Source organism: Massilia haematophila (genome assembly GCF_042647645.1).
GTDB classification, from domain to species: Bacteria; Pseudomonadota; Gammaproteobacteria; order Burkholderiales; family Burkholderiaceae_D; genus Telluria; species Telluria haematophila.
The window spans coordinates 3,994,184-4,018,858 of sequence record NZ_JBHRVV010000001.1 but is presented as its reverse complement, the minus strand read 5'-3'; the positions used below and the strand labels follow the sequence as shown (position 1 = coordinate 4,018,858).

The window sequence follows — 24,675 nt, the reverse complement described above, 5'->3', positions numbered from 1 at the left end:
GTGACGCATGCGTAGTTCGCCGATCTGGCGCCTGGCCCCCGGGCAGCGCCTGCTGCACCGCTGCCACGACGGCGAATGCGTGCTCTTCAACGACCTGTCCGGCGCCACCCACCTGGTGGACGACCTCACCCTCGGCCTGTTGCAGGCCCTCGCCGAAGCGCCGCAGCCGGCCAGCGACCTGGCCGGCGATCCCGACCCCGATACCCTCGCCGCGCTCGACGAGCTGCTGGCCGGCCTGGCCGCGCTCTATCTGATCGAGGCGGTCGAATGCTGACCGTCGCCACCCTTGGCCGCCGCGAACTCGGCGCCCGCCTGCGCGGTCCCGGCCTGCGCCTGCAGACCGGTCCTTTCGTGACTTGCATCCGCAGCACGCTGGCGCCGTTGCTGGATGCCCTGGGCACGATGTACGCCGACTATCCGGTGCTCGACGACGGCGCGCTGGCCGACTTCCACGTGCGCTTGTCCGGCTCGCGCGGCCTGCGGCGCCTGGTCCGCCCGCAGGTACACTTCCATTACGACGGCATGGCGCCGTTCCAGCCGCTGCCCCTGGACCAGGCTTTTCCCATGTTCGAATGGGCGATGAACTGGTGCGTCTCGAGCCAGGCCCATTCCTGGCTGGTGATCCATGCCGCCGTGATCGAGAAGGGTGGCCGCGCGGCGATCCTGCCCGCGCCGCCCGGTTCCGGCAAGAGCACGCTGTGCGCGGCCCTGGTCAACCGCGGCTGGCGCCTGCTGTCGGACGAATTGACCCTGGTGCGGCTGGACGACGGCCGCATCGATCCGCTGCCGCGCCCGGTGAGCCTGAAGAACGCCTCGATCGGCATCATCCGCGATTACGCGCCGCAGGCCGCCTTTACGCGTCCCGTGGCCGACACCGTGAAGGGCACCGTGGCCCACATGCGCGCTTCCAGCGACAGCGTGGCGCGCGCGCTGGAGCCGGCCCTGCCTGCCTGGATCGTGTTCCCGCAGTGGCGCAGCGGGGCGCCGGCCGAGCTGCACGCCGTGCCGCAGGCGCGCGCCCACATGCGCCTGGCCGAGAACGCGTTCAATTACAGCCTGCTCGGCGCAGCCGGCTTCCAGGCGGTGGCGCGCCTGGTCGGCCAGGCGCGTACCTTCGATTTCAGCTACGGACGGCTGGACGACGCCATCGCCGTCTTCGAGCGCCTGCTGGAGGAGGGGGCGTGAACGACCTGCCCGTGCTGCTGCGCGCGCTGCGCGAACCGGCCGCCATGGCCGCTTTCGACGAGCGCGACTGGGACCTGCTGCTGCGCCAGGCCAGCGCCGCCAAGCTCGGCGCCACCCTGGGCCTGCTGGCCGAGGAGCACGGGGTGCTGGCGGCCTTGCCGGCGCGCGCCCGGCGCCGCCTGGGCTGGGAGCGCACGGTGTGGGAGCGCCACCTGGACGCGGTACGCTTCGAGTTGCGGCAGGTGCAGCGGGCCTTGGCCGCGACCGGCCTGCCGCTGATCCTGCTGAAAGGCACGGCCTACGCGGCCGCCGATCTCCCCGCCGCGGCCGGCCGCCTGTTTTCCGACATCGACATCCTGGTGCCGAAGGAGCGCCTGGCCGATGTCGAAAGCGCCCTGATGCTGCACGGCTGGGCCGGCACCCACCACGACGAATACGACCAGCGCTATTACCGCGAATGGATGCACGAACTACCGCCGCTGCAGCACGTGCGGCGCAGCAGCGTGATCGACGTCCACCATGCGATCCTGCCGGAGACGGCGGCGGTGCGCCCGGATCCGGCGCGCCTGCGCGCGGCCGCGCGCCCGATTCCCGGCATGGACGGCGTGTCCACCCTGGCGCCTTGCGACATGGTGCTGCACAGCGCGGCTCACCTGTTTTCCGAAGGCGAGTACCATCATGGGCTGCGCGACCTGTTCGACCTGCACCGCCTGTTGTGTCATTTCGGCGCCCAGGCCGGCTTCTGGTCGGCGCTGCCGGCGCGCGCGCAGGAACTGCAGCTGGCGCGTCCGCTCTTCTATGCGCTGCGCTACTGCACGCGCCTGCTCGGCACCCCGGTGCCGGCGGCGGTGCTGGCGCAGGCGCGTGCAGGTAGCCCAGGAACGGCGTTGCTGGCATTGATGGACGCGCTGTTCGGGCGCGCGCTGCTGCCGCCGCACCCGAGCTGCGCCGATGCCTTCGACGGCGCCACCCGCGCCGCCCTTTATATACGCGGCAACTGGCTGCGCATGCCGCCGCTGATGCTGTCGCGGCACCTGTTTCACAAGGCATTCCTGTCCCCGAAGGCCGAGCCGGCAAACTAGCGCCGCGCCGCCGCCGGGACGCAAACGACGGGGCGGACCCGTCGACGACGAGGTGACACATGGAAGCGGACCACGGCCTGATGCGGCTGCACGACCTTCAGCATTTCCTCTCCAGCGGCAGCCTGGAAGACAGCCTGCGGAGCCAGGCCCAGCAATGCGCCCGCATGCTCAACGCCGACAGTTGCTCGATCATGCTGCTCAGCGGCGGCAGCGGAGAAGACCTGCGCCTGCGCGTGCATGCGCGCGCAGGCGACCTGCCCGACGCCGTGCTGGCGGCCGACATCGGCCGCGGCGAAGGCATCAGCGGCCAGGTCCTCGCCAGCGGCCAGGCGCTACTGGTGGAGGACATCGGCAACTCGGCCTATGCGCTGCTGGCGCGCCGTCCGCGCGGGGCCGGCCGCAGCCTGATGTCGGCGCCGATCCGGATCGAGGGGCGCATCGTCGGCGTGGTGAACGTCGCCGGCAATACCTTCGTCCAGGACGACCTGGCGCTGCTCGAGGTGACCTGCCTGTTCATCGGCAAGAGTATCCAGGTGGTGCAGCTGCAGCGCCTGCTCGACTCGCGTTTTGCCCAGCTGGCCCTGGCCAGCGAGACCGAGGAAGCAGGGCGCACCGCCTACCGCAATCCGGAAGAGGTGGCGCGCATCCTGGCCCGCTCTTTTTTCAAGGAACTGGTCAAGGCCGGTTTCGAAGCGCCGCAGATCGTCGGCGCGGCCAGCGAAATCATCGATCAGCTCAACAACAAATTGCACGGGAAAAATTAACGATGCCTATTGACATTTTTCAAAAAGAAATGTATGTCGATAATTTTTACACAACTGTTGAGTAATCTCTAACATTCCTTGGTAAGTTGTTGATTTAAAAAGAAATGGCAGAGCTGGCACGACCATTGCTAATAGATGGGTGTGTTTGCCAAAAACCGATCAACCACAGAACGAGGATACCAATCATGAAATTTCTGAAGAAACTGACCTGCGCAGCAGCTGTAGCAATGTCGATGGCTGGTGCCGCTCACGCCGGCCCGGTCCTGAATGACTGGGTCTTCAACCCGAACGGCGGTGGCTACGAAAGCGGTCAGGTCATCAACGAATACCTGGACGTGAACGGCAATGCCTTCATCGAGCTGACCCCGACCGGCGGCACCAGCTTCTCGTTCCGTGAACATGCCGTGTTCAACATCGTCCAAGCCGACTCGAACGGCGCCCTGTTCCCGCAGAACTTCGCTGGCGGCAACATCACCGCGACCTTCGAAGCCTTCGGCACCGGTAACTTCAGCGGCGCCTTCTCGTTCACCGGCGGTACCATCAAGATGTACCAGAACCCGACCGACGGCCAGTACGCCGGCACCGAAGGTTACTATGGCGCCAACCTGGGCAACCTGATCGCCGAATTCAACGTGCTCGCTGGCGGCGGCGGCCTGGTCGATGCCAGCGGCTCGCCGATCAACAACGGCCAGGTGACCGTCAACGCCAAGGCAATGCCGGGCATGCTGGAGTCGGGCTACTTCTTCAACGCCGACGGTGACGACCTGTCGATGGAATCGATCCTGTCGTTCGCCTTCACCAACGCCAATACCGTCGGCGAGCCGACCAACCGCCTGGTCGACGAAGTGGCCTGCCAGTTCGCCGGCTTCGGCGGCGCCGGTTGCGACGGCACCTCGTACGCCAACAACCCTGGCCAGTACTTCTTCGTCTCGAACAACGGTCAGTTCAAGCTGGCTGAAGTTCCTGAGCCAGGCTCGCTGGCCCTGTTCGGCATCGCCATGCTGGGCGCCGGCGTCGCTGCACGCAAGCGCGCCAAGAAGGCCTAAGTCGGGCTTTAGCGTATGAAAAAGAGCGGGCTTGCCCGCTCTTTTTCTTTTTCGCTTCCTTTTTGCGTTTCCTTTTTCCGCTTCCTTTTTGCGCTTCCACGCCGGCGCGGCATCGAGCCAGTTGGATCGGCGGAAGGGATAAAAAAACGGCAAGCATTGCTTGCCGTTTTTCTTTGCGATTGGACTGGTCGCTTCAGCGCTTCATCAGCTCCGCCACCGGACGGCGCACCGAGCGCGCGCTCGGGCGCGGACCGTAGCCCATGCGCCCCATGTAGACCGGATGCCCCTGGCCGTCGAAGATCAGGGCCTCGGTCTGGCGCTGCAGGTCGCGCGCAGCCTGTTCCAGGCGTGCGTTGGCGGTAAAACGGGTGTTCTCGCGCGCGTACTTGGAAAAGATCAGCGGCGTCATTTCCGGCTGCATGTACAGGCCGAGCGTCGTCATCGTCAGCCAGAAGCGCTGCAAGGCGCGGCCGGCGGCCACGTAGTCGTCGATCGAGGCCGGCGCACGCTTCGCCTTCAGCACGAAGTGCGCGGCGCAGGCCATGCCGGGTGCCAGGTCCATCTGCAGGCGCGGCGCCCAGGTGCCCATCAGGGTGTTCATGGTCGACATGCGGCGCCAGCTGACCATCGCCCACTTCATCAGGTGCAGCGTCATGGCGTCGACGCCGAGTGCGTTGGCCGGCACCTTGTCCGGGCTTTCGACGCGGTTTTCCCAGTCGATGATGCTGCGGTGGGTCTCGAAGGCTTCCGGCATCGTCAGGCGCAGCCTGGCGTTGTTGTACATGAGCTTGGCCGCCTGCCATTTCTGGTCGCGGCGCTCGAACCAGGTCAGGGTGTATTCAGGCCCGACCGTCTGCTCCAGCAGGCGCTTGTGCTCGGCGCTCAGGGGCGTGGTCTTCATCGGGCGGCGCTGGACGCGGCGCTCCTCGATCGCCCCCAGCAGCGGGCTGGGCTTGATTGCCGGGTCGGCCATGAAGCGCACGTCGAATTCCGGATGGGTCTCGCGGCCGGCCGGGCGGCGCGCGATGTCGGCACGCAGGCCGTGGGCGCTGGCGGCGATCGCGATGGTCTCGAGCAGGGTGCCGAAGGCGATCTGGCTCGGGTGGCCGTCGAGGTCGTAGACGCAGTGGTCGCGCGTGTCGTAGGCGTGCACCACCAGGTGGTCGGGCGCTGCGATCTCGAAGCGCCAGGTCTGCATGTTGTCGCCGCTGGGCGCCCAGCGCGCCAGGTCGAGGATCCGTTCCATGGTGCTCATCGCGTCACTCCGGCAGCCGCCAGGTCTTTCGCCAGCTGTTGCTTGCCGATCTTGATCATCAGGCGGTGCAGGGGATTCTTGTTGCCGCCCGGGCGCCAGGTGCGTACCAGCTTGTTGCGGTAGGCGTCGAACTGCACGCCCCAAGGTGCGGCCAGCACCTTGCCGCGGCCGAGCAGGATCTTCAGCGCCTCGGTGCCCATCACACCGGCGCACAGCTGGCAAGCCATGATGGTCGAGGGACCGCGCCGCTCGACGAAATTCACCGCTTCCGGCACCACCAGGTACGGGCGGTGCAGGCCGGCCGGCGCCAGGCCGACCACGAAGTGCACCGCCTTGTCGGTCTCGGGCAAATCTCCCCACTGGAAGTATTCCTCGAAGGTCATCTGCCCGGGCATGAAGTTGAGCAGGGCCGCGCCCATGCCCAGCGGCGCCACCGTGCTGGCGGGAATGCCGAGCCTGGCGCACAGGGCAAAGGTCTGCTGGCGGATATCGAAGGCGAAGAAGTCGAGCGCGTCGACGTACATGTCGACCCCCTGCAGGAAAGCGTCCAGGTTGCCGGGATTGATGCCTTCGCCGAACACCACGACCTCGCACTCGGGATTCACGTCGAGCAGCATGCGGCGGATGACGTCGGCTTTCGGCTGGCCCAGGGTCGAGACCATGGCGCCGACCTGGCGGTTAAAGTTGGGCACGTCGAAACTGTCGAAGTCGGCGATGTGGAACTTGGTGACGCCCAGGCGCGCCAGGGTCATCGCGTGCACGCCGCCGACACCGCCGCCGCCCGCGATCGCGACCCGCTTTTGCCGCAATCTTGCCTGTTCCTCCTTCGTGACCCAGCCAATATTTCGGGAAAACGCCTGCTCGTAGGGGAAAGGAGTGCTCATGTGCGGAAAAGAATACTGCGGGAAGAAGGAGAATGGGCGCGCCGCGGCGCCCGCATGGATGGCATTACGCGACCTGCTGTTCGTCGATGCGGCGCAAACGGTTGATAATGCCTTGCTCTTCGCGCGGCGAGAAGAAATACGGATAGAAGGAACGCTCGTTGGTGGTGGTGCTCCAGGTGCCACCGAGATTCTTGATCTGCTCCGTCACATATTCCAGGCTGATACGCAGGAGGTAAGCCGGCGCATTCACGCGCGGATTGGTCTTGACGTCGCCGACCCGCTCGAATCCGAGCATGTGCTCGTAAAAGCGCCGATGGCGCGGATTGACTTCGATGACGATATCGGTGCAATCGTGGATATCGCGCGCATAAATCACGGCCAGGTGAAACAGGTTGGCCAGCGAAGTTTTCGAGCGCACCGTCGGGTCGAACGCCAGCTTGGTGAACTCACAGAGCTTGGCGCCGCGCGAACGGTAGGCGTCGAGTTCTTCCTTGAAAATCTGGTCGGCCATCAGGCCGATCGGCGAGTCGATCCCCAGCGTCAGCGTGCCGACCACGTCGCCCTTGTCGGTGGCGGTGAGCGTAATGCGGTTGGGGTCGTCCGTGAACTGGTGCGTCCCCGCGTAGCCGCGCCAGGCATACATCTTGTTGACCAGCATGCTGGCCGAATTGCGTCCTTTCGCCGTATCGGTAAGCCGGATTCCATATGAATCTTGGTTCACGATAACATCCTCTAATTCTGAGTTCGCCATATTATCGCGATCCTCGGAAACATGAGCGTTCGATAGAATTTCGACGGAAACTTCTCCGTTCTCCTTCACGTCTTCGGATTTTGTCATCGCGGACACCTCGTTTTGCGGCGCCGCCGTTGCATCGGCGGCGCCCCGTTTTGGCCCAATGCCGCGCTCATTCCGATGCCGGAAACAGCGCGGTCCTGTCGGTTTTATTCTGCTGGAATAGTAGAGCTTTATAGGGTTTTTAGCAACGAACGCGCTTCGTCCAGCTGGGCGAAGGGCTTGTTCTGGGCGAGCAGGGTTTCGAGTTCCTTGCGCGCGCCATTTTTGTCGCCGGATTTATGCAGTCCGACCGCCAGGTGATAACGGATCTCGGGCGCATTCGGATTACTGCCGACCGCTTTTTGCAGCAGCGGCAGGCCGCGTTCGACATTGCCCTGTTCCACCAGCATCCAGCCCAGCGTGTCCAGGACCGAAGCATTGTTCGACGCGATCTTGTAGGCCTGCTCGGCGGTGGCCAGCGCGCGCGGATCCTTTTCCTGCTGGTAGGCCCAGGCCAGGTTGTTCAGCGCCGCGCCGTTGTTCGGCTGGCGCTTGACCAGGGCTTCGAGGATGGCGATGGCCGGCTTGAACTGCTTCTCGGCCATGTGCGACTCGGCCAGGTACATCTGGACCGTCGCGTCTTCCGGATTCTGCTTGGCCCAGGTCGCGATGCGCTGCTGCGCTTCCTTGGTCTTGCCCATCTTGCGCAGGGTCTCGGCGCTGCGCATCAGGACCGCGCCCGACTTGGTGATCGCGAGCGCCTTGTCGTAGGCGGCCACGGCCAGTTCCGGCTTCTTCAGCGTCTGCTGCAGGTCACCCTCGAGCAGGAAGCCGACCGGCGAACCCGGGGTCTTCTGCTGCAGGTCGCGCGCCATCGCCAGCGCCTCGTCGTGGCGGCCGCGGCGCATCGCCAGGTTGGCCTGGAGCACGCGTGCCTGCAGCAGGTCCGGCTGCAGTGCGACCGCGCGCTTGAGCGCTTCGGCGGCGGCGCTGTCGTTCTTCAGCTCCAGATGAGCGTTGGCCAGGCGCATCTGCGCCAGGGCCGATTTCGGCAGCACGTTGACCAGCTTGCTGTAGCTGTCGAGCGCTCCTTGCGCGTCGTTGTTGGCCAGTTGGGCCTGGCCGAGCAGGTCGAGCAGGTCCGGGCTGGACGGGTTCGAGGCCTGGAACTTGCGCGCCAGCGTCAGCGCCTTCGCTTCCTGCTTGGTGGCCAGGTAGTGGGTGCCCAGCTTCAGCACGGCCGGAATCGCATCCGGGTTCTCGGCTTGCGCCTTTTCCAGCCAGGTCGTCGCTTCCTCGGGCTTCTGCTGCAGCATGGCCAGGTCGGCCAGCGCGGCCATCGCGCCGAAGTTCTTCTTGTCCTTCTCCAGCACCGTTTCGAAACGCTTGCGGGCGGCTTCCGGCTTCTGTTCGCGCAGGTCGAGCTGGGCCAGGTTGGCGGCGGCCGGGAAGAAGGTCGGCTGCAGCTGCAGCGCTTTCTCGAAGGCGGCGCGCGCGGCCGGCACGTCGCCCTTGGCCAGGTGCACGGAGGCCTTCAGGTTCTGGGTCTGCGGGTTGTCCGGCTGCGCCTGCTCGAGCTTGGCGACGGCGGCCAGCGCCTTGTCGTAGTGCTTCAGGCCGAGTTCGGCCTGGACCAGGGCGGTCAGCGCGCGCGGCGATTTCGGATCGAGTGCGGCGGCGCGTTCGAGTTCGTCGATGGCCTTGGCGTTGTCGCCCTGGCTCAGGCGCGACAGGCCGAGCGAGGTATGCAGCACGGCGGCGTCCGGCGCCAGCTTGGCGGCCTTCTCGAACAGCGCGGTGGCCTTGCCGAAGTCGCGCGCCTGCATGTAGGACTCGCCGGCCAAGGCCAGCAGCTGCGGGTCGTTGGTGTTGTCCAGGGCCGGCGCCAGCGCGGCGACCGCGTCGCCCGGCTGCGCACCCTTGAGCAGGGCCTGGGCCAGCAGCTTGCGCGCGTACAGGTTGTTCGGATCGGCCGCCAGGTACTTGCGCAGGTAGGCCTCGGCCTGGCCGTTCGAACCCAGGTTCAGCTCGACCGCGCCGGCCAGCAGGATGCTCGGCAGGTGTTCCGGCGCGCTCTTGAGGATCTTCTGCAGCGATTCGCGCGCGGCCGGGTATTTGCCTTCGGTGTAGTCGACCAGCGCCTGGGCGTGGAGCACGCTCAGGCTGTTCGGCGCGGCCTTGCGGCCCGCTTCGATCTCGGCGCGCGCTTCGGCGTACTTGCCCTGCTCGACGCGGATGTAGGCCTTTTCGACGTTGGCATTGCGGTCCTGCGGACGCAGCGCCAGCACCTTGTCGAACGCGGCGAGGGCCTCGTCCGGCTTGCCGGTGGCGCGCAGCATGCCGCCGCGGAACATCCAGACTTCGGGATTGTTCGCATCCTTGGTGGTCGCCTCGGCGGCGTAGCGCTCGGCGGCTTCGCCGTCGCGGGTCACCAGCGCGTGGCGTGCGAGCCCCATCAGCGCGGCGCCGCTGTTCGGCTGCAGCGCCAGCGCCGCTTCATACGATTTCTTGGCCTCGGCCTGCTGGTTCTGGGCCAGCAGGGAGTCGCCGCGCAAGGCCAGCAGCGGCGCCGACTTGGCAACCAGCTCGGGCTTGAGCTCGTCGAGCGATTCCTTGAACTTGCCTTGCGCCTGCAGGGCGCGCGCCAGTTCCGGCAGCACGCGTTCGCTGGCGCCGCCCAGGCCGGCGGCGCGGCGCAATTCCTTCTCGGCCGAGACCGGATCGCCGGTCTCGACATACAGGGTGCCGAGCGCCAAGCGCGCCTCGACGTCCTCGGGGCTCTTTGCCACTGCGTTCTTCAGCTGGATCAGGGCGGCCTTCTGGTCGCCTTTCTGCTGGTACTGCTTGGCCTCGGCGAGCAGGGTAGCGGTCGATTCGTCGCGGCTGCAACCGCCCAGGCCGGCCAGCAGCAGCGCGCTCGTCACGACGGCGGTGGTGAGTTTGATCTTGGAGACTTTACGGGACATGGGTTCCTCAGGGTGTGTGCTGACGCCGTCCGGAATCCGGCCGACGAGTTTCCTCACTAACAATAATACCTCAAGGAATGGCTTGTATCCCGCACAATGGAAATCGCTGTTGCATACACGCGATTTCTTTTTGGACAGGTTTTCCTGACGGCCGGGTTCACGCGGCAGCGGATCATTCGGCCTCGCCCTTGCGCAGGCGGCTCAGCAGGGCCTCGACATTGTCGCCGACCGGCAACCCGTGCCGGCGCAGCAACTGCACGTGCAGCACCAGGTTTTCCAGCACCAGCTTGGCCGACACCGCAAGCAGGGTCATCAGGCGATCCTCGGTGCTGAAGTTTTCCATTGCCGCGGCCATCTCGCACAGGTGGGTCGCCACCAGCTGGCGCAGCTCGTCCTCGGCAAAGGGCAAATCGGCGAAATCGATCGGGTCTTCCTGCTCGACTTCGCGCATCATTTCCGCAAGGTGTTCGGGCTTGATCGGCATGCGTGGCTCCGAAGGTAGTGGTGAAGCCATTGTAGGGGAGGTGGCGCGGCAGTGGCCACGGGACTGGTGCGCGCCTTCATCAGGCGCAAAAAAAACCGGCGCCCGAAGGCGCCGGCCGGCAGCAAGGCGCTGACCTTACATGTTGCGGCGATACTGCCCGCCCACCTCGAACAGGGCGGTGGTGATCTGGCCCAGCGAGCAGACGCGCACGGCATCCATCAGCTTCTCGAACACGTTCTGGTTGTCGATCGCGGCCTGCTGCAGGGCGGCCAGGGCGGCCGGCGCCTCGTTGGCGTGGCGCTGGTGGAAGTCTTCCAGGCGCTTCAGTTGCGACTGCTTCTCGTCGTCGGTCGAACGGGCCAGTTCGATCGTGGCCGGGGCGCCGGCGCCCTTTGGATTGCGGAAGGTGTTCACGCCGATGATCGGCAGCGAGCCGTCGTGCTTCTTGTGCTCGTACAGCATCGACTCTTCCTGGATCTTGCCGCGCTGGTAGCCGGTTTCCATCGCGCCCAGCACGCCGCCGCGCTCGGCGATGCGCTCGAACTCCTGCAGCACCGCTTCCTCGACCAGATCCGTCAGCTCGTCGATGATGAAGGCGCCCTGGTTCGGGTTTTCGTTCTTGGCGAGACCCCATTCGCGGTTGATGATCAGCTGGATCGCCAGTGCGCGCCGCACGGATTCGTCGGTCGGCGTGGTGATCGCCTCGTCGTAGGCGTTGGTGTGCAGCGAGTTGCAGTTGTCGTAGATCGCGATCAGCGCCTGCAGCGTGGTGCGGATGTCGTTGAAGTCGATCTCCTGCGCGTGCAGCGAGCGGCCCGAGGTCTGGACGTGGTACTTCAGCTTCTGCGAGCGGTCGTTGGCGCCGTACTTGTCGCGCATCGCGACGGCCCAGATGCGGCGCGCCACGCGGCCCAGCACCGTGTATTCCGGGTCCATGCCGTTCGAGAAGAAGAACGACAGGTTCGGTGCGAAGTCGTCGATGTGCATGCCGCGCGCCAGGTAGGCTTCGACAAAGGTGAAGCCGTTCGACAGCGTAAAGGCCAACTGCGAGATCGGGTTCGCGCCGGCTTCGGCGATGTGGTAGCCCGAGATCGACACCGAGTAGAAGTTGCGCACCTGGTGGTGGACAAAATATTCCTGGATGTCGCCCATGACCTTCAGCGAGAACTCGGTCGAGAAGATGCAGGTGTTCTGGCCCTGGTCTTCCTTCAGGATGTCGGCCTGCACCGTGCCGCGCACGTTGGCCAGCACCCATTCCTTGATCTTGGCCGCTTCGTCGGCGGTCGGCTGGCGGCCATTGTCGGCCACGAACTTGTCGATCTGCTGGTCGATCGCCGTGTTCATGAACATGGCGAGGATGGTCGGCGCCGGGCCGTTGATCGTCATCGAGACCGAGGTCGACGGGCTGCACAGGTCGAAGCCGTCGTACAGCACCTTCATGTCGTCCAGGGTCGCGATCGAGACGCCCGAGTTGCCCACTTTACCGTAGATGTCCGGGCGCAGCGCAGGGTCGGCGCCGTACAGGGTGACGGAATCGAAAGCGGTCGACAGCCGTTTTGCATCCATGCCGGTCGACACGAGCTTGAAGCGCTTGTTGGTGCGGAAGGCGTCGCCTTCGCCGGCGAACATGCGGGTCGGGTCTTCGCCTTCGCGTTTAAAAGCGAACACGCCGGCCGTGAACGGGAAGGAGCCCGGCACGTTTTCCAGCATCAGGAAGCGCAGGATCTCGCCGTGGTCTTCGAACTTCGGCAGGGCGACTTTACGGATGGTGGTGCCGGACAGCGTTTTTTGCACCAATTTGGTGCGAATTTCCTTGTCGCGGATTTTGACGACGTAGTCGTCGCCGGCGTAGGCGGCCTGCATGTCCGGCCACATGGCCAGCAGCTTTTTGGCGCCGCCGTCCATCGCGTTCTCGCGCTCGGTGATCAGGTCGTCCAGCACCACTTCGCGGTTGGCCGCGGCCAGCATGCGCTTGGTCTCAACCAGCTGCTGGCGTTCGCGCGCCAATTTGACCTGTTTCGCGGTGTTCTTGTGGTAGCCGCGCACGGTGTCGGCGATTTCGGCCAGGTAGCGCGCACGGGCCGGCGGCACGATCACGTTCTTGCCGCTCGACGCCCGCAAGGATGGCGCGGCCAGTTTCGACGGCTCGACCTGCAGGCCGAGTTCCGCCAGCTTCGGCAGCAGGCCGTGGTAGAGGGCGGTGACGCCGTCGTCGTTGAAGCGCGAGGCCTGGGTGCCGAACACCGGCATCTCGTCCGGGCTTTGCGACCACAGTTCGCGGTTGCGCTGGTACTGTTTCGCGACGTCGCGCAGCGCGTCCTGGGCGCCCTTGCGATCGAACTTGTTGATCGCAATAAAATCGGCAAAGTCGAGCATGTCGATTTTTTCGAGCTGCGAGGCGGCACCGAATTCCGGGGTCATCACGTACATCGAAGCGTCGACGTGCGGCACGATGGCGGCGTCGCCCTGTCCAATGCCCGAGGTTTCGACGATCACTAAATCGAAGCCGGCGACCTTGCAGGCGGCGATCACGTCCGGCAGTGCATGCGAGATTTCCGAACCGGCTTCGCGGGTCGCCAGCGAACGCATGAAGACGCGCGCCTGGCCATTCCACGGATTGATCGCGTTCATGCGGATGCGGTCGCCCAGCAGGGCGCCGCCCGACTTGCGGCGCGACGGGTCGATCGAGATCACCGCGATGTTCAGGCGGTCGTTCTGGTCGAGGCGGATGCGGCGAATGAGTTCATCGGTCAGCGACGATTTACCGGCGCCGCCGGTGCCGGTGATGCCGAGCGCCGGCACTTTCAGCGTGTCGGCCGCTTCCAGCACCTGCTTGCGCAGGCCTTCGTCGGCCTTGCCGTTCTCCAGGGCGGTGATCAACTGGGCCAGCGGACGGTGGCGCTCGGCGATGTCGCCCGCGCGCAAAGCGTCGATCGAGGTCGGGGCATAGGTCGACAAATCGACGTCGCAGGCTTCGATCATCGAGCGGATCATGCCGACCAGGCCCATGCGCTGGCCGTCTTCCGGGCTGAAGATGCGTGCGACGCCATAGGCGTGCAGTTCCTCGATCTCGGACGGGACGATGACGCCGCCGCCGCCACCGAAGACCTTGATGTGGGCGCCGCCGCGTGCCTTGAGCAGGTCGATCATGTACTTGAAGTACTCGACGTGGCCACCCTGGTAGCTGGAGATGGCGATGCCTTGCACGTCTTCGGCCAGCGCCGCGGTGACGACTTCGTCGACCGAGCGGTTGTGGCCGAGGTGGATGACCTCGACGCCGTTCGATTGCAGGATGCGGCGCATGATGTTGATCGAGGCGTCGTGGCCATCGAACAGGGAGGCGGCGGTGACGAAGCGCACCTTGTTGGCCAGCTTCGGCTGCTCAGGCAGGTCGAGCTTGGCGGCGGGGGTGATGTCGTTCATGGTGTTCCTTCTGGAATCGGAAGCGGACAGGTTCGATTTGTACGGTATATGACGTTAACGTTAACGTCAAGTATGAGGTGTGGGGGCGATCAAACGGTGAGACCGCGTAGGCTCAAGAGCCCACCCTACGAAAACCCAGGTTTTGTAGGGTGGGTACTTGTACCCACGCGGTACAACGTCAACGATTACGCAGCGCGTTTCTTGACGTTGCCGCTGAGCAGCTCCGCCTTGCGCAGACGGAAGTTCTCGACCGCCTTCTCCTTCACGTGGCCGAAGCCGCGGATCTGCTCCGGCAGGCTGGCCAGCGCGACGGCGTCGGCATGCGAGGCGCCGTTCAGGGTCGGCAGGAGGGCTTCGATCATCTGGCGGTATTCCGCGATCAGGGCGCGCTCCATCTTGCGCTCGGCCGTGTAGCCGAACACGTCGAAGGCGCCGCCGCGCAGGCCTTTCAATTTCGCCAGCAGCTTGAAGGCGCCCATCATCCACGAGCCGAACTCCTGCTTCACCAGTTCGCCCTTGGCGTTCTTCTTCGCGAACAGCGGCGGGGCCAGGTTGAACTTCAGTTTGACGTCGCCTTCGAACTGGGATTTGACCTGCTCGAGGAAGCGGCCGTCGGTGTACAGGCGCGCCACTTCGTACTCGTCCTTGTAGGCCATCAGCTTGAAGTAGTACTTGGCCACGGCGGTCGACAGCTTGTTGCCGAGGCCAGCGGCGCTTTCGGCCGCGCGCACCTTCTCGACCAGCTCCGCATACACGCCGGCATAGGCCGCGTCCTGGTAGCCGGTCAGGAATTCGACGCGCTTCTTGATGACGGTCTCCAGGCTCTGCGGCATCTGCACCAGCACGGCCTGGGTCGGCGTCGCGGTCTTTTCGACGCGCTTGAAGTCGACCGCGGCGCGGCGGCCCCACAGGAAGCTCTTCTTGTTCGAGGCGACCGCCACGCCATTGAGTTCGATGGCGCGCAGCAGGGCGGCTTCGGTCAGCGGAATGCGACCCTTCTGCCAGGCGTAGCCCATCAGGAACAGGTTGGTCGCGATCGAGTCGCCCATCAGCGCGGTGGCCAGTTTGGTGGCGTCGATGAAGTCGGCGCCGCTTACTCCGCCGACGGCTTCCACGATCAGGCCGCGCACGTCCTCGGCCGGGAACTGCCAGTCGGCGTTCTGGGCGAAGGTGCCGGTCGGTTGCTCGTGCAGGTTGACGATGGCCAGGGTGCGGCCCGGACGCATTTTCGACACCGCGTCGGCGGCGCCGGTGGTCAGCATGTCGCAGCCGAGGATCAGGTCGGCTTCGCCGGTGGCGATGCGCTGGGCGCGCAGGCGCTGCGGCGACATCGCGATCTTCACGTGCGAGGTGACGGAGCCGTTCTTCTGGCTCATGCCGGTCATGTCCAGCACCGAGGCGCCCTTGCCTTCGAGGTGGGCGGCCATGCCCATCAGCGCGCCGACGGTGATCACGCCGGTGCCGCCGATGCCGTTGATGAGGATGTTGTACGGGTGCTCCACGGACGGCAGCACCGGTTCCGGCAGCAGGCCCCAGCCATCGTCGTCGCTCTTGCTGACGCCGGCCTTGCTCTTCTTGAGCGTGCCGCCTTCGACAGTGACGAAGCTCGGGCAGAAGCCCTTGGCGCACGAATAATCCTTGTTGCAGGAAGACTGGTCGATCTGGCGCTTGCGGCCGAATTCGGTTTCCTTCGGCAGGATCGAGACGCAGTTCGACTGCACGCCGCAGTCGCCGCAGCCTTCGCAGACGGCTTCGTTGATGACCATGCGCTTCGGCAAATCGGGGAACTCGCCCTTCTTGCGGCGGCGGCGCTTCTCGGCGGCGCAGGTCTGGTCGTAGATGATGACCGACACGCCCGGCAGTTCGCGCAGCTCGCGCTGGATGGCATCCATCTCCTTGCGGTCGTGCAGGGTGACGATCGCCGGCAGGGCGCTGCGGTCTTCGTAGCGCGACAGGTCTTCGGTCACCAGCGCGATGCGTTTCACGCCTTCGGCCGCCATTTGCTGGGCGATGTGCGGCACCGAGGTGGTGCCGTCGACCGGCTGGCCACCGGTCATCGCGACCGCGTCGTTGTAGAGAATCTTGTAGGTGATGTTCACCTTGGCCGACACGGCGGCGCGCACGGCCAGGTAGCCCGAGTGGAAATAGGTGCCGTCGCCCAGGTTCTGGAACACGTGCGGGACTTTCGAGAACGCGGCCTGGCCGATCCAGGGCGCGCCTTCGCCGCCCATGTGGGTGGTCAGCTTGTTCATCTCCGGGTAGATCGAGGTCGCCATTACGTGGCAGCCGATGCCGGCCAGCGCGAAGGAACCGTCCGGCACCTTGGTCGAGGTGTTGTGCGGGCAGCCGGAGCAGTAGAAGGCCGGGCGGAACGGCGTGGTGATCGCCTTTTGCAGCACCGCGTCTTTCGCATCCAGGAAGGCCAGGCGTGCCTTGATCAGGTCGCGGGTGGCGCCGTCTTCGACCAGGCGCGCGATGCGGCCGGCGATCACGCGCGCCACCTGCGCCACCGAGAAGTCGGCTTTCGGCGGCAGCAGCCAGTCGCCGCGCGGGGCGACCCATTCGCCCTTGTCGTCGAACTTGCCGATGATGTGGGGGCGCACGTCGTCGCGCCAGTTGTACAGCTGCTCCTTGAGCTGGTACTCGACGACTTGCCGCTTTTCTTCGACCACCAGGATCTCTTCCAGGCCTTGCGCGAATTCGCGCACGCCTTCCGGCTCCAGCGGCCAGATCATCGCGACCTTGAACAGGCGCAGGCCGACTTTCGCCGCCATGGTTTCGTCGATGCCCAGTTCTTCCAGCGCTTCCAGCACGTCGAGGTAGGACTTGCCCGAGGCGATGATGCCGAGCTTGGCGTTCGGGCTGTCGATCGTGGTGTGGTTCAGCTTGTTTTCGCGGGCGTAGGCCAGGGCCGCGTAGATTTTATAGTCCTGCATCAGCGCTTCCTGGGCGCGCGCCTGCTGGCCCAGCGGCACCGACGACAGCTTCGTATTCAAGCCACCTTCGGGCATCACGAAGTCCTGCGGCAGTTTCACTTGCACGCGGTGCGGGTTGGCGTCGACCGAGGCGCTCGACTCGACCGTGTCGGCCAGCGCCTTGAAAGCGACGGCGCAGCCCGAGAAGCGCGACATGGCCCAGCCGTGCACGCCCAGGTCCAGGTATTCCTGCACGTTGCAGGGATAGAGCACCGGGATCATGCAGGCCGAGAAGATGTGGTCGGACTGGTGCGGCAGGGTCGAGGAATAGGCGCCGTGGTCGTCGCCGGCCACCAGCAGCACGCCGCCGTTCTTGCTCGTCCCGGCATGGTTCATGTGCTTGAAGACGTCGCCGCAGCGGTCCACGCCCGGGCCCTTGCCGTACCACATGGCGAACACGCCGTCGTACTTGGCTGGGCCGATCAGGTCGACCGTCTGCGTGCCCCAGACGGCGGTCGCGGCCAGGTCCTCGTTCACGCCCGGCACGAACTGCACGTGGTTCGCTTCCAGGTGCTTCTTCGCCTTCCACAGGGTCTCGTCGAGGCCGCCTAGCGGCGAGCCGCGGTAGCCCGAGACGAAGCCGGCCGTGTCCAGGCCGGCCGCGGCGTCGCGCTCGCGCTGCATCATCGGCAGGCGTACCAGGGCCTGGATGCCGGACAGGAAGATGTTGCCGGTCTTGGCGGTGTATTTGTCGTCGAGGGTGACCGCAGTTAAAGCTGCGTTGTTCAGGCGCGAGGTGTAATCCTGCGCGGGCTCGCGTGGCGCGACGGTATCGGGCATGTGAGTCTCCAAGCTTTGTAGTTGGTGTTGTCCCGCTGGGCTGGCGCACCGGGTAGGTGCTGGGCGCGGCGGGCAGGTGTCGCGGTCGGCGACGCATGGTGCAGACGAACCGCCAGCGGTTCATCGGTCGGCGTGGAGTGTATGGCCTTACCGGCGGGAGGGGAAATACGGAATCGGGATGGGGGTATAAGAAAAACTGATAGCAGTTATTCAAGAAGCTGAGCACCGGGCCATTTCCCATTCGTGCACAGCATTTCGGTGACTTCACGCACCAGGCGGCTGATGGCGGAAGCCGCGTTCGTCAGCGGGATGTTGCGCGAGGCGCAAAGGGTCACCTTGCGCCGGATTGCCGGGCTGTGCACCGGCGTGGCGATCAGGGCGCCGCTGTCGATCTCGGCGCGCAGCGGGGCCAGCGGCAGCAGGGTGGCGCCCATGTCGGCCAGCAGGGCGGATTTCAGGATGGCGATCGAATTGATCTCGATGATGTTGGCCAGCGCCAGTCCCGCACTGCCGGCGGCCTGTTCGATCAGCGGGCGCACGCCGTGCTGCTGGGCCGGCAGGATCAGCGTGCTCGCCAGCGCGGCGCCCAGGCTGATGGCCTGATCGGGCGGCACCCAGCCCGAGCCGGCGCGGCAAATGTACATCAGGTCTTCCTCGACCAGCGGCGTGGTCTCGAAACCGGTCAGTTGGCCGTCGTCGAACAGGACGGCCAGGTTCAGGCGGCCGGACTTCAGCTGTTCGTTCAGGTTGCCCGAGATTTCCTCGGTCAGCTGCAGCGTGATTTCGGGATAGGTGGCGCGCGCGGCAGTGAGCAAGGGCAGGGCCAGGGCGCCCGAGATACTGTGCGGCAGGCCGAGCGTGACGCTGCCCGAGGGACGCGTGGTCGATTGCGTGACGGCCGAACGGGCATCGGCCACCTGTTTCAGGATGGCCTGTGCGTGCTCGTAGAAAATCTTGCCTGCGTCCGTGCTGAGCACCCCGTGCGCGGAACGGTGCAGCAACTGGGCGCCGAGTTCTTCCTCCAGCTGGCGCAGCTGTTGCGTGAGCGCCGGCTGCGCCACGTGCAGCACCAGCGCGGCGCGCGAGAGCGAGCCGTGATCGACGATGGCCACGAAATAGCGGAGCTGTCGAAGTTCCATAAGGAATTATTTTGTGCCTGGTTGCAACAATTTATGGACAGAAAGTTTATGCAGGGAAAGTAGATTGGTATACTGCAGGGTCCGTCACGGTGGCGGAGATTAACACATCGTCAGGCCGTAGCATGCTCAAGAAAATCGATTCGTCCCAGCTGCGCGTTGGCATGGCCATCCATGATCTGGACTGCGGCTGGATGGAACATCCCTTCGTTCGCGCCAGGTTCGTGCTGACCAGCGAGGATGAGATCCGCAAGATCGTCCAGGCCGGCATCCGCGGCGTCATCATCGACTGTTCGCGGGGACTGGACGTGGCCGAGGCCCCGACCCTGGCCGAAACCCAGGCCCAGACCGAGAAGGAGGTCGCGGAAATCGCGGCCAGGCCGGTCAAGCCGGTGCGCGCCACGCTTGCCGACGAGATGCAGCGCGCGGTGAACATCCGGCGCCAGGCCGTCGGCCTGGTGCGCACGGTGATGCAGGATGCGCGCCTCGGCAAGGCGGTCGAGCTCGACAATGTGTCGCCGGTGGTGCAGAACATCACCGAGTCGATCCTGCGCAATTCCGGCGCGCTGATGGGGCTCTTGCGCATCAAGACCAAGGACGACTACACCTTCCTCCATTCGGTGAGCGTGTGCACGCTGCTGGTGGCGTTCTGCCGCTCGCGCGGCATGGACGACGAGACGATCTACCAGGCCGGCATCGGCGGCCTACTGCACGACACGGGCAAGGCGCTGGTGCCGGACCACATCCTGAACAAGGCTGGACGCCTCACCGACGAGGAATTCGCGATCATCAAGAAGCATCCGCGCGACGGTTACGACATCCTGCGCCAGACCCCGGAAATCGGCCAGATCCCGCTCGACATCACGCTGCACCACCACGAGCGGCGCGACGGCAGCGGTTATCCGGACCGGCAGGCCGAGGGCCAGATCAGCGAACTGGCGCAGATGGCGGCCATTGTCGACGTCTACGACGCCATCACCTCGGACCGCTGCTACCACAAGGGCATGCCGGCGGCCGACGCGCTGCGCAAGATCTACGAGTGGAGCAAATTCCACTTCAGCCCCACGCTGACCCAGGAATTCATGCGCTGTGTCGGCATCTACCCGGTCGGCACCATGGTGATGCTGGAATCGGGCCGCCTGGGCGTGGTGGTCGAGCCGCACGAATCGAACCTGCTGACGCCCAAGGTCAACGTGTTCTTCAATACCCGCAGCCAGACCTACATCCGTCCCGAGCTGCTCGACCTGTCGCGCGCACTGGGCTTCGGCGGCGGCGACAAGATCGTGCGCCACGAGTCGCCCGAGAAGTGGCGCGTCGACCCGAACCGTTTCTTGTTAGTCGCTTAGAAAAACTCGGCGGTGTCGTTGGAGGCGACGGCCTGGAGCAGGCCGCGCTCGATCAGCTCGTCGTAGTGGCAGGCCTGGTTGCGGCCGTGGGTCTTGGCATAGTAGAGAGCCTGGTCGGCATGACCGAGCGTGACCACCGGCGAATCGTAGGGGCTGATGCTGACGAAACCGACGCTCACCGTCACCCGTCCCACCTGCGGGAAGTCATACGCTTCCACGTTCGCGCGGAAGCGGTCGATGATGCGGCGCGCGTTCTCCAGCGTGGTCGAACGCAGCAGCACCACGAATTCCTCGCCGCCGAAGCGGAACACCCGGTCCTGAGCCCGGAACGAGGCCTGCAGCTGGTTCGCGATCAGGATCAGCACCTCGTCGCCGTACAGGTGGCCGAAGGTATCGTTCACCAGCTTGAAATGGTCGACGTCGACCACCGCCAGCCATTGCTTTTCCTGCGCATGATGCCGGCGCCGCTCGGGCTGGCCCGGCAGCGGCGGCTCCTGCTCGTGCGGGCACTGGAGCATGCGCGCCAACTGGTCTTCGAAGGTCTTGCGGTTCAGGAGGCCGGTAAGCGAATCGCGCTCGCTGTAGTCGAGCAAATTCTGGAAATTGCGGTACACGCCGACGATGCCGGCGACCGTGTGGATGGTCTGGTCCGGGAAGGGCGCGCCGCGGACGATCTCGAGACAGGTATCGGCCTTGTCGCCGAACCAGATCGGCAGCCACAAGGTGCGCGTGCCGTCGGCAGCGACGGCTTCGGCGCTGGTCTCGCGCGCTGCCAGGCAGGCCGACAGTTCGGGGAAAGCTGTCAACGGCAAGCCTGGGGTAGCGCCATCGAGCGCTTCATGGACCTGGGCGCGACCGCCGGCCTCGATGCTCGCGCGCGGCCTGACGTAGCGCTGGCCGCCGAAAGTAGAGATGGACAACACCCGCGTCTGCGCGGCGGCGGCCAGTTCCTGCACTGCCGCGATTACCGAGATGTCGAGCATCGCGTGGTCGCGGTGGCCGGTCATGTCCACCATGTGTTTCAGAAGGGAATCCATGTCATTCTCTGAAATGTAGTCAACCCACTCGTCGCCCACGGCATGCTGCTGCTTGCTTACCGAAGACGAAATTTCCCAAGAGCAAGCGAAACAGCATAATCTCTTTTTGCATTTACAGCAATAATCCCGTCGGCTTTTCGGCATGCTGTGTGGCGCCAGGGTGCCACGTTTGCGACCGCTCAAAAATTGCCGAAAGTAAATAATTCCCATGGGAAAACTTGCGTGCAGTCAACTTGCCATACGGCATCAAAACGTATGATGAACTCACTGAAACGGAAACGACAAAGCAGAGTCAGCCGAGTCAGGGAAGTACCTCCGTTTCAGGGTTGTTCTTATAAACCACCATATGGAGTTTGTCATGAAAACGATCTTTACCGCTATCCAAGCTTTCGTTGCTGACGAAGACGGTGTGACTGCCATCGAGTATGGCCTGATCGCTGCCCTGGTTGGTGTCGCGATGGCAACCGCGGCGGGTCTGCTGGGTGACCAGATCGAAGCGACGTTCACCAACGTGAAAGACAAGCTGGTCGCTGCACTGGCTCCGTAATCACTTGGTCTTGCCCTCCGGACTTCGGTCCGGAGGGCTTTTTTTTTGAGGAGCGCAATCATGCCCGTTCAGACCTGGCTTGACCTGATGCTGCTTGTTCTCGTCGTCGCCGCCGCAGTTACCGACCTGGCGATCAGAAAAATCCCGAATCTCCTGCTGCTCGCCGCCTGGTGCGGCGTGCTGGGCCTGCACCTGTCGAGCGCGACTCCCACCGGCGCAACCGGCAGCGCGCTGGCCGGCGCCGCCATCGGCTTCCGCCTGTTCATCCCCCTGTATGCGTTGCGCGGCATGGCCGCCGGCGACGTCAAGCTGATGGCGACGGTGGGCCTGTTCCTCGGCCCCGCGCAAACCCTCCACGCCTGCGTCCTGGCCTGGTGTGCCGGCGGCGTGATGGCACTTTTGATGATTCTTGCCACGCGCCGCTGGCAACTGGCCTGGGCCAATCTGCACCGGCTGCTGGTGGCGCTCCTGCCGCTGCCATGGCAGGCGCTGCTGCGTGTCGGTCCAGCGCCGGACGGCGCAGGGCTGAAGAGCGCGGGTTCGATGCCGTATGGGCTGGCGATCGCTCTCAGCACCCTTTGGCTGCTGGGGCAGCGCTACCACGGCTGAGCCACCAGCTTGCTTCATCTCAAGGGTAGCCAGGGAGCGCGTCGCTAGAATCGTTTCAATGACTTCAGGAAATATTTTACTGTCTGCGAGGAGAAATGCCATGATCGAAACGCTGTCGTTTGGCTCGGCCGAGTACGGCGCCGCGGCGCCGGCCGACATGGCCGGACGCGTGCCGCCGGCGCCGCCAGGCGAGCTCGAGGTGGCGGCGATCCTGCCGCGCCAGGCAAAGTCCATCAGCGATACCGGGCTCGATGCGCGCCTGGTCTGTGCGCTGATGCTCAAGACCCTGCATGCGAACGGCCGCGCGCCCTTGCCCCTGCTCGCGGGCAAACTCAAGCTGTCGGTCAGCGTCTTGCGCGAAGTGCTGGCCAGCCTGATGGCCGAACAGCACGTCGAAGTGGCCTGGTGCGGCGAATCCGACATCGACGTCCAGTACCAACTGACGCCGATCGGACAGCGCGCCGCAATCGACTGCCTGGCCGAGTGCCGTTATATCGGCCCGGCGCCGGTCACGCTCGCCGCCTGGCGTGCGATGGTCGAGCGTCAGTCGCTGCGCCAGGCCGGCGCCAGCCGCCCGAGCGCCGCCGAAGTCGCCGCCGTGCTGGCCGACGACGGCCTCGACGCGGAGCAGCGCATGCTGCTCGGCGCCGCCCTGCATGCGCAGCGCGCCTTGCTGCTGCACGGGCCGAGCGGCAGCGGCAAGAGCACGCTGGCGCGCAAGTTGGCGCGCCTGCTGCCGGGGGCCGTGGCGGTACCCTACGCGATCCTGGTCGGGGACCGGATCGTGCGCTTCCACGATCCGCTGCGCCATCCGGCGCCGCTGCCGCTGGCGCGCCAGCAGGAGGAGCGGCGCAGCGTTGACGCGCGCTGGGCCGTGTGCCAGCGTCCGCTGGTGCATGTCGGCGCCGAACTCGAGCCGGAGGCGCTCGAGCCGCACTACGACGCGGACCAGGGCGTGTACCAGGCGCCGCTGCACCTGCAGGCAAACAACGGCATCTTCGTCATCGACGACCTTGGACGCCAGCGGGTGCCGGCGCCCGAGCTGCTCAAGCGCTGGTTCGGCATCCTCGACGGCGGCCCGGCGCGCGTCACGCTCGGCGGCGGCCAGGCCGAGACCATGCCGTTCGAGGCCATGCTGGTCTTCGTCACCGACCTGGCGCCGACCAGCGTCTTCGATGCGGCCCTGCTGCGCCGCATCGGCTACCGCATCGCGCTCGGGCCGCTGGCCGAACCGGCCTACCGCGCGCTCTGGCGGCACCAGTGCCGGCTGCGCCGCCTCGACTGCGATGAAGGATTGCTCGACCACCTGGTTGCGCGCCTGCACCGCGCCAGCGGCACGCCGCTGCTGGCCTGCCATCCCCAGGAGCTGCTCGGCCGCCTGTTCGACTTCGCCAGCTGCGCCGGCGCCGAGCCGCGCCTGACGGTCGCCGCCCTGGAGCAGGCCTGGAGCAGCATGTCCGCCGGCGCCGCTGCCCCGGCCCCGAACCACCTTGCAGGAATCGCATCATGAAGAACAAACGCGCCCTCATCGTGATGGCGGTCGCCATCCTGTTCGGCCTGACGGCCGTGATCCTTGCTTCGCGCTGGCTGCTGCAGCAGCCGGGCGCCGGCACCGGCCATATCGTGGTCGCCGCAAGCGACATCAATCTCGGCCAGCGGCTCACGCCAGAGATGCTCAAGCTGGCGGAGTGGCCGGCCGACAGCCTGCCCAAAGGGGTATTCACCGATCCGCAGAAGCTGGCCGGGCGGGTGCTCAAGAGCAGCGTGCTGACTGGTGAACCGGTGAGCGAGGCGAAACTGGCGCCGAGCGGCACCCTGGGTGGTTTGTCGGCCCTGATTACCGAAGGCAAGCGCGCCATCACGGTGCGCGTCAACGACGTCATCGGCGTGGCCGGCTTCACCCTGCCGGGCAACTACGTCGACATCATCGTCAGCACCCAGAAGGATCCGGTCCCGGGAGCGGGCGGGCGCGAGCAGGACATCTCGAAGATCGTGCTCGAACGGATCCTGGTGCTGGCCGTGGCCCAGGAAGTCAACCGCGACGAGACCAAGCCGCGCGTGGTCAATGCCGTCACGCTCGAGGTCACGCCGGAACAGGCCGAGAAGCTCGACCTGGCGCGCAGCGTCGGCACCCTGTCGCTGGCCCTGCGCAACCAGGTCGATCCGCAATCGGCCCAGACCGACGGCGCCACCAAGCTCACGCTGCTGCCGGGCACCGCGCCGGCGCCGGTGAAGCCGGCACCGGCCAAGCCGACGGCCACGCCGCGCCGCCCCGACAAGCCGGCCGTGCACCGTGTCGCCACGCCGCCGGTACGGCGCAACTGCGTCAGCGTCATCAACGGCCTGCAGTCTTCGCAGGAATGCTTCTGATCCCCTTCGCG

At 65.6% G+C, this 24,675-nt stretch carries 19 protein-coding genes; 10 read left to right on the top strand and 9 right to left on the bottom strand.

Annotated features, from left to right (window positions below):
- Window positions 1-7 precede the first annotated feature (7 nt).
- From ACFOPH_RS17800 to pepA, 5 genes are all read left to right on the top strand, one after another.
- Window positions 8-274, top strand: a complete 267-nt coding sequence (locus ACFOPH_RS17800; RefSeq protein WP_312547854.1) for an HPr-rel-A system PqqD family peptide chaperone — start codon at window positions 8-10, stop codon at window positions 272-274.
- Window positions 268-1,185: an HprK-related kinase A gene (locus tag ACFOPH_RS17795; RefSeq protein ID WP_379736706.1), complete on the top strand. Its 918-nt coding sequence runs from the start codon at window positions 268-270 to the stop codon at window positions 1,183-1,185. The genes ACFOPH_RS17800 and ACFOPH_RS17795 overlap by 7 nt, the downstream gene beginning before the upstream one ends.
- The gene (locus ACFOPH_RS17790) at window positions 1,182-2,267 is read left to right on the top strand and encodes a nucleotidyltransferase domain-containing protein (RefSeq protein WP_379736704.1); all 1,086 of its coding nucleotides are present in this window, start codon (window positions 1,182-1,184) and stop codon (window positions 2,265-2,267) included. Before ACFOPH_RS17795 ends, ACFOPH_RS17790 begins: the two co-directional genes overlap by 4 nt.
- 59 nt (window positions 2,268-2,326) lie before the next feature.
- Window positions 2,327-3,031: a GAF domain-containing protein gene (locus tag ACFOPH_RS17785; RefSeq protein WP_312547857.1), complete on the top strand. Its 705-nt coding sequence runs from the start codon at window positions 2,327-2,329 to the stop codon at window positions 3,029-3,031.
- Between the two features lie 185 nt (window positions 3,032-3,216).
- Entirely contained in the window at window positions 3,217-4,077 is an 861-nt protein-coding gene (pepA, locus tag ACFOPH_RS17780) for a flocculation-associated PEP-CTERM protein PepA (RefSeq protein WP_379736702.1), read from the top strand.
- A 193-nt stretch (window positions 4,078-4,270) separates the two neighbouring features.
- On the opposite strand, the gene ACFOPH_RS17775 is transcribed toward pepA, so the two are convergent.
- The 8 genes from ACFOPH_RS17775 to ACFOPH_RS17740 all read right to left on the bottom strand — a co-directional run bounded on the left by ACFOPH_RS17775 (window position 4,271) and on the right by ACFOPH_RS17740 (window position 18,758).
- On the bottom strand, window positions 4,271-5,332 hold the full coding sequence (locus ACFOPH_RS17775; RefSeq protein WP_379736700.1) for a molybdopterin biosynthesis protein MoeY: 1,062 nt from the start codon (window positions 5,330-5,332) through the stop codon (window positions 4,271-4,273).
- Window positions 5,329-6,216: a ThiF family adenylyltransferase gene (locus ACFOPH_RS17770; protein ID WP_379736698.1), complete on the bottom strand. Its 888-nt coding sequence runs from the start codon at window positions 6,214-6,216 to the stop codon at window positions 5,329-5,331. The genes ACFOPH_RS17775 and ACFOPH_RS17770 overlap by 4 nt, the downstream gene beginning before the upstream one ends.
- 64 nt (window positions 6,217-6,280) lie before the next feature.
- A complete protein-coding gene (locus tag ACFOPH_RS17765) occupies window positions 6,281-7,054 on the bottom strand; it encodes an N-acyl amino acid synthase FeeM domain-containing protein (RefSeq protein WP_379736696.1) in 774 nt (257 codons plus the stop codon).
- A 128-nt stretch (window positions 7,055-7,182) separates the two neighbouring features.
- Window positions 7,183-9,957: an XrtA/PEP-CTERM system TPR-repeat protein PrsT gene (gene prsT, locus ACFOPH_RS17760; RefSeq protein WP_312547863.1), complete on the bottom strand. Its 2,775-nt coding sequence runs from the start codon at window positions 9,955-9,957 to the stop codon at window positions 7,183-7,185.
- Window positions 9,958-10,129: 172 nt separating this feature from the next.
- The gene (locus ACFOPH_RS17755; protein WP_312547864.1) at window positions 10,130-10,441 is read right to left on the bottom strand and encodes a hypothetical protein; all 312 of its coding nucleotides are present in this window, start codon (window positions 10,439-10,441) and stop codon (window positions 10,130-10,132) included.
- A 135-nt stretch (window positions 10,442-10,576) separates the two neighbouring features.
- Window positions 10,577-13,864, bottom strand: coding sequence for a fused isobutyryl-CoA mutase/GTPase IcmF (gene icmF, locus ACFOPH_RS17750; RefSeq protein ID WP_379736693.1), 3,288 nt, complete (start codon window positions 13,862-13,864; stop codon window positions 10,577-10,579).
- Window positions 13,865-14,049: 185 nt separating this feature from the next.
- Window positions 14,050-17,619, bottom strand: a complete 3,570-nt coding sequence (locus ACFOPH_RS17745; RefSeq protein ID WP_379736691.1) for an indolepyruvate ferredoxin oxidoreductase family protein — start codon at window positions 17,617-17,619, stop codon at window positions 14,050-14,052.
- A gap of 206 nt (window positions 17,620-17,825) precedes the next feature.
- On the bottom strand, window positions 17,826-18,758 hold the full coding sequence (locus ACFOPH_RS17740; protein WP_312547869.1) for a LysR substrate-binding domain-containing protein: 933 nt from the start codon (window positions 18,756-18,758) through the stop codon (window positions 17,826-17,828).
- A 122-nt stretch (window positions 18,759-18,880) separates the two neighbouring features.
- On the opposite strand from ACFOPH_RS17740, the gene ACFOPH_RS17735 reads away from it, so the two are divergent.
- Window positions 18,881-20,101, top strand: a complete 1,221-nt coding sequence (locus tag ACFOPH_RS17735) for an HD-GYP domain-containing protein (RefSeq protein WP_312547870.1) — start codon at window positions 18,881-18,883, stop codon at window positions 20,099-20,101.
- Here the strand turns inward: ACFOPH_RS17735 and ACFOPH_RS17730 are convergent.
- Window positions 20,098-21,138, bottom strand: coding sequence for a GGDEF domain-containing protein (locus tag ACFOPH_RS17730; RefSeq protein WP_312547872.1), 1,041 nt, complete (start codon window positions 21,136-21,138; stop codon window positions 20,098-20,100). The genes ACFOPH_RS17735 and ACFOPH_RS17730 overlap by 4 nt on opposite strands.
- 358 nt (window positions 21,139-21,496) lie before the next feature.
- Here ACFOPH_RS17730 and ACFOPH_RS17725 point away from each other — a divergent pair, with 358 nt between their 5' ends.
- The 4 genes from ACFOPH_RS17725 (at window position 21,497) to cpaB (ending at window position 24,664) form a co-directional block, all read left to right on the top strand.
- Window positions 21,497-21,685: a Flp family type IVb pilin gene (locus ACFOPH_RS17725; RefSeq protein WP_312547873.1), complete on the top strand. Its 189-nt coding sequence runs from the start codon at window positions 21,497-21,499 to the stop codon at window positions 21,683-21,685.
- Window positions 21,686-21,745: 60 nt separating this feature from the next.
- Complete coding sequence (locus tag ACFOPH_RS17720) at window positions 21,746-22,294, top strand: A24 family peptidase (protein ID WP_379736688.1); 549 nt, start codon at window positions 21,746-21,748, stop codon at window positions 22,292-22,294.
- A gap of 100 nt (window positions 22,295-22,394) precedes the next feature.
- Complete coding sequence (locus ACFOPH_RS17715; protein WP_379736686.1) at window positions 22,395-23,804, top strand: ATP-binding protein; 1,410 nt, start codon at window positions 22,395-22,397, stop codon at window positions 23,802-23,804.
- The gene (gene cpaB, locus ACFOPH_RS17710) at window positions 23,801-24,664 is read left to right on the top strand and encodes a Flp pilus assembly protein CpaB (RefSeq protein ID WP_379736684.1); all 864 of its coding nucleotides are present in this window, start codon (window positions 23,801-23,803) and stop codon (window positions 24,662-24,664) included. Before ACFOPH_RS17715 ends, cpaB begins: the two co-directional genes overlap by 4 nt.
- Window positions 24,665-24,675: the final 11 nt, after the last annotated feature.

Bases quoted from the DNA above. Each gene is read 5' to 3' on its own strand.
- ACFOPH_RS17800 (WP_312547854.1), top strand. From the start codon at position 8: ATGCGTAGTTCGCCGATCTGGCGCCTGGCCCCCGGGCAGCGCCTGCTG.
- ACFOPH_RS17795 (WP_379736706.1), top strand. From the start codon at position 268: ATGCTGACCGTCGCCACCCTTGGCCGCCGCGAACTCGGCGCCCGCCTG.
- ACFOPH_RS17785 (WP_312547857.1), top strand. From the start codon at position 2,327: ATGGAAGCGGACCACGGCCTGATGCGGCTGCACGACCTTCAGCATTTC.
- pepA (WP_379736702.1), top strand. From the start codon at position 3,217: ATGAAATTTCTGAAGAAACTGACCTGCGCAGCAGCTGTAGCAATGTCG.
- ACFOPH_RS17775 (WP_379736700.1), bottom strand. From the start codon at position 5,332: ATGAGCACCATGGAACGGATCCTCGACCTGGCGCGCTGGGCGCCCAGC.
- ACFOPH_RS17770 (WP_379736698.1), bottom strand. From the start codon at position 6,216: ATGAGCACTCCTTTCCCCTACGAGCAGGCGTTTTCCCGAAATATTGGC.
- ACFOPH_RS17765 (WP_379736696.1), bottom strand. From the start codon at position 7,054: ATGACAAAATCCGAAGACGTGAAGGAGAACGGAGAAGTTTCCGTCGAA.
- prsT (WP_312547863.1), bottom strand. From the start codon at position 9,957: ATGTCCCGTAAAGTCTCCAAGATCAAACTCACCACCGCCGTCGTGACG.
- ACFOPH_RS17755 (WP_312547864.1), bottom strand. From the start codon at position 10,441: ATGCCGATCAAGCCCGAACACCTTGCGGAAATGATGCGCGAAGTCGAG.
- icmF (WP_379736693.1), bottom strand. From the start codon at position 13,864: ATGAACGACATCACCCCCGCCGCCAAGCTCGACCTGCCTGAGCAGCCG.
- ACFOPH_RS17745 (WP_379736691.1), bottom strand. From the start codon at position 17,619: ATGCCCGATACCGTCGCGCCACGCGAGCCCGCGCAGGATTACACCTCG.
- ACFOPH_RS17740 (WP_312547869.1), bottom strand. From the start codon at position 18,758: ATGGAACTTCGACAGCTCCGCTATTTCGTGGCCATCGTCGATCACGGC.
- ACFOPH_RS17735 (WP_312547870.1), top strand. From the start codon at position 18,881: ATGCTCAAGAAAATCGATTCGTCCCAGCTGCGCGTTGGCATGGCCATC.
- ACFOPH_RS17730 (WP_312547872.1), bottom strand. From the start codon at position 21,138: ATGGATTCCCTTCTGAAACACATGGTGGACATGACCGGCCACCGCGAC.
- ACFOPH_RS17725 (WP_312547873.1), top strand. From the start codon at position 21,497: ATGAAAACGATCTTTACCGCTATCCAAGCTTTCGTTGCTGACGAAGAC.
- ACFOPH_RS17720 (WP_379736688.1), top strand. From the start codon at position 21,746: ATGCCCGTTCAGACCTGGCTTGACCTGATGCTGCTTGTTCTCGTCGTC.
- ACFOPH_RS17715 (WP_379736686.1), top strand. From the start codon at position 22,395: ATGATCGAAACGCTGTCGTTTGGCTCGGCCGAGTACGGCGCCGCGGCG.
- cpaB (WP_379736684.1), top strand. From the start codon at position 23,801: ATGAAGAACAAACGCGCCCTCATCGTGATGGCGGTCGCCATCCTGTTC.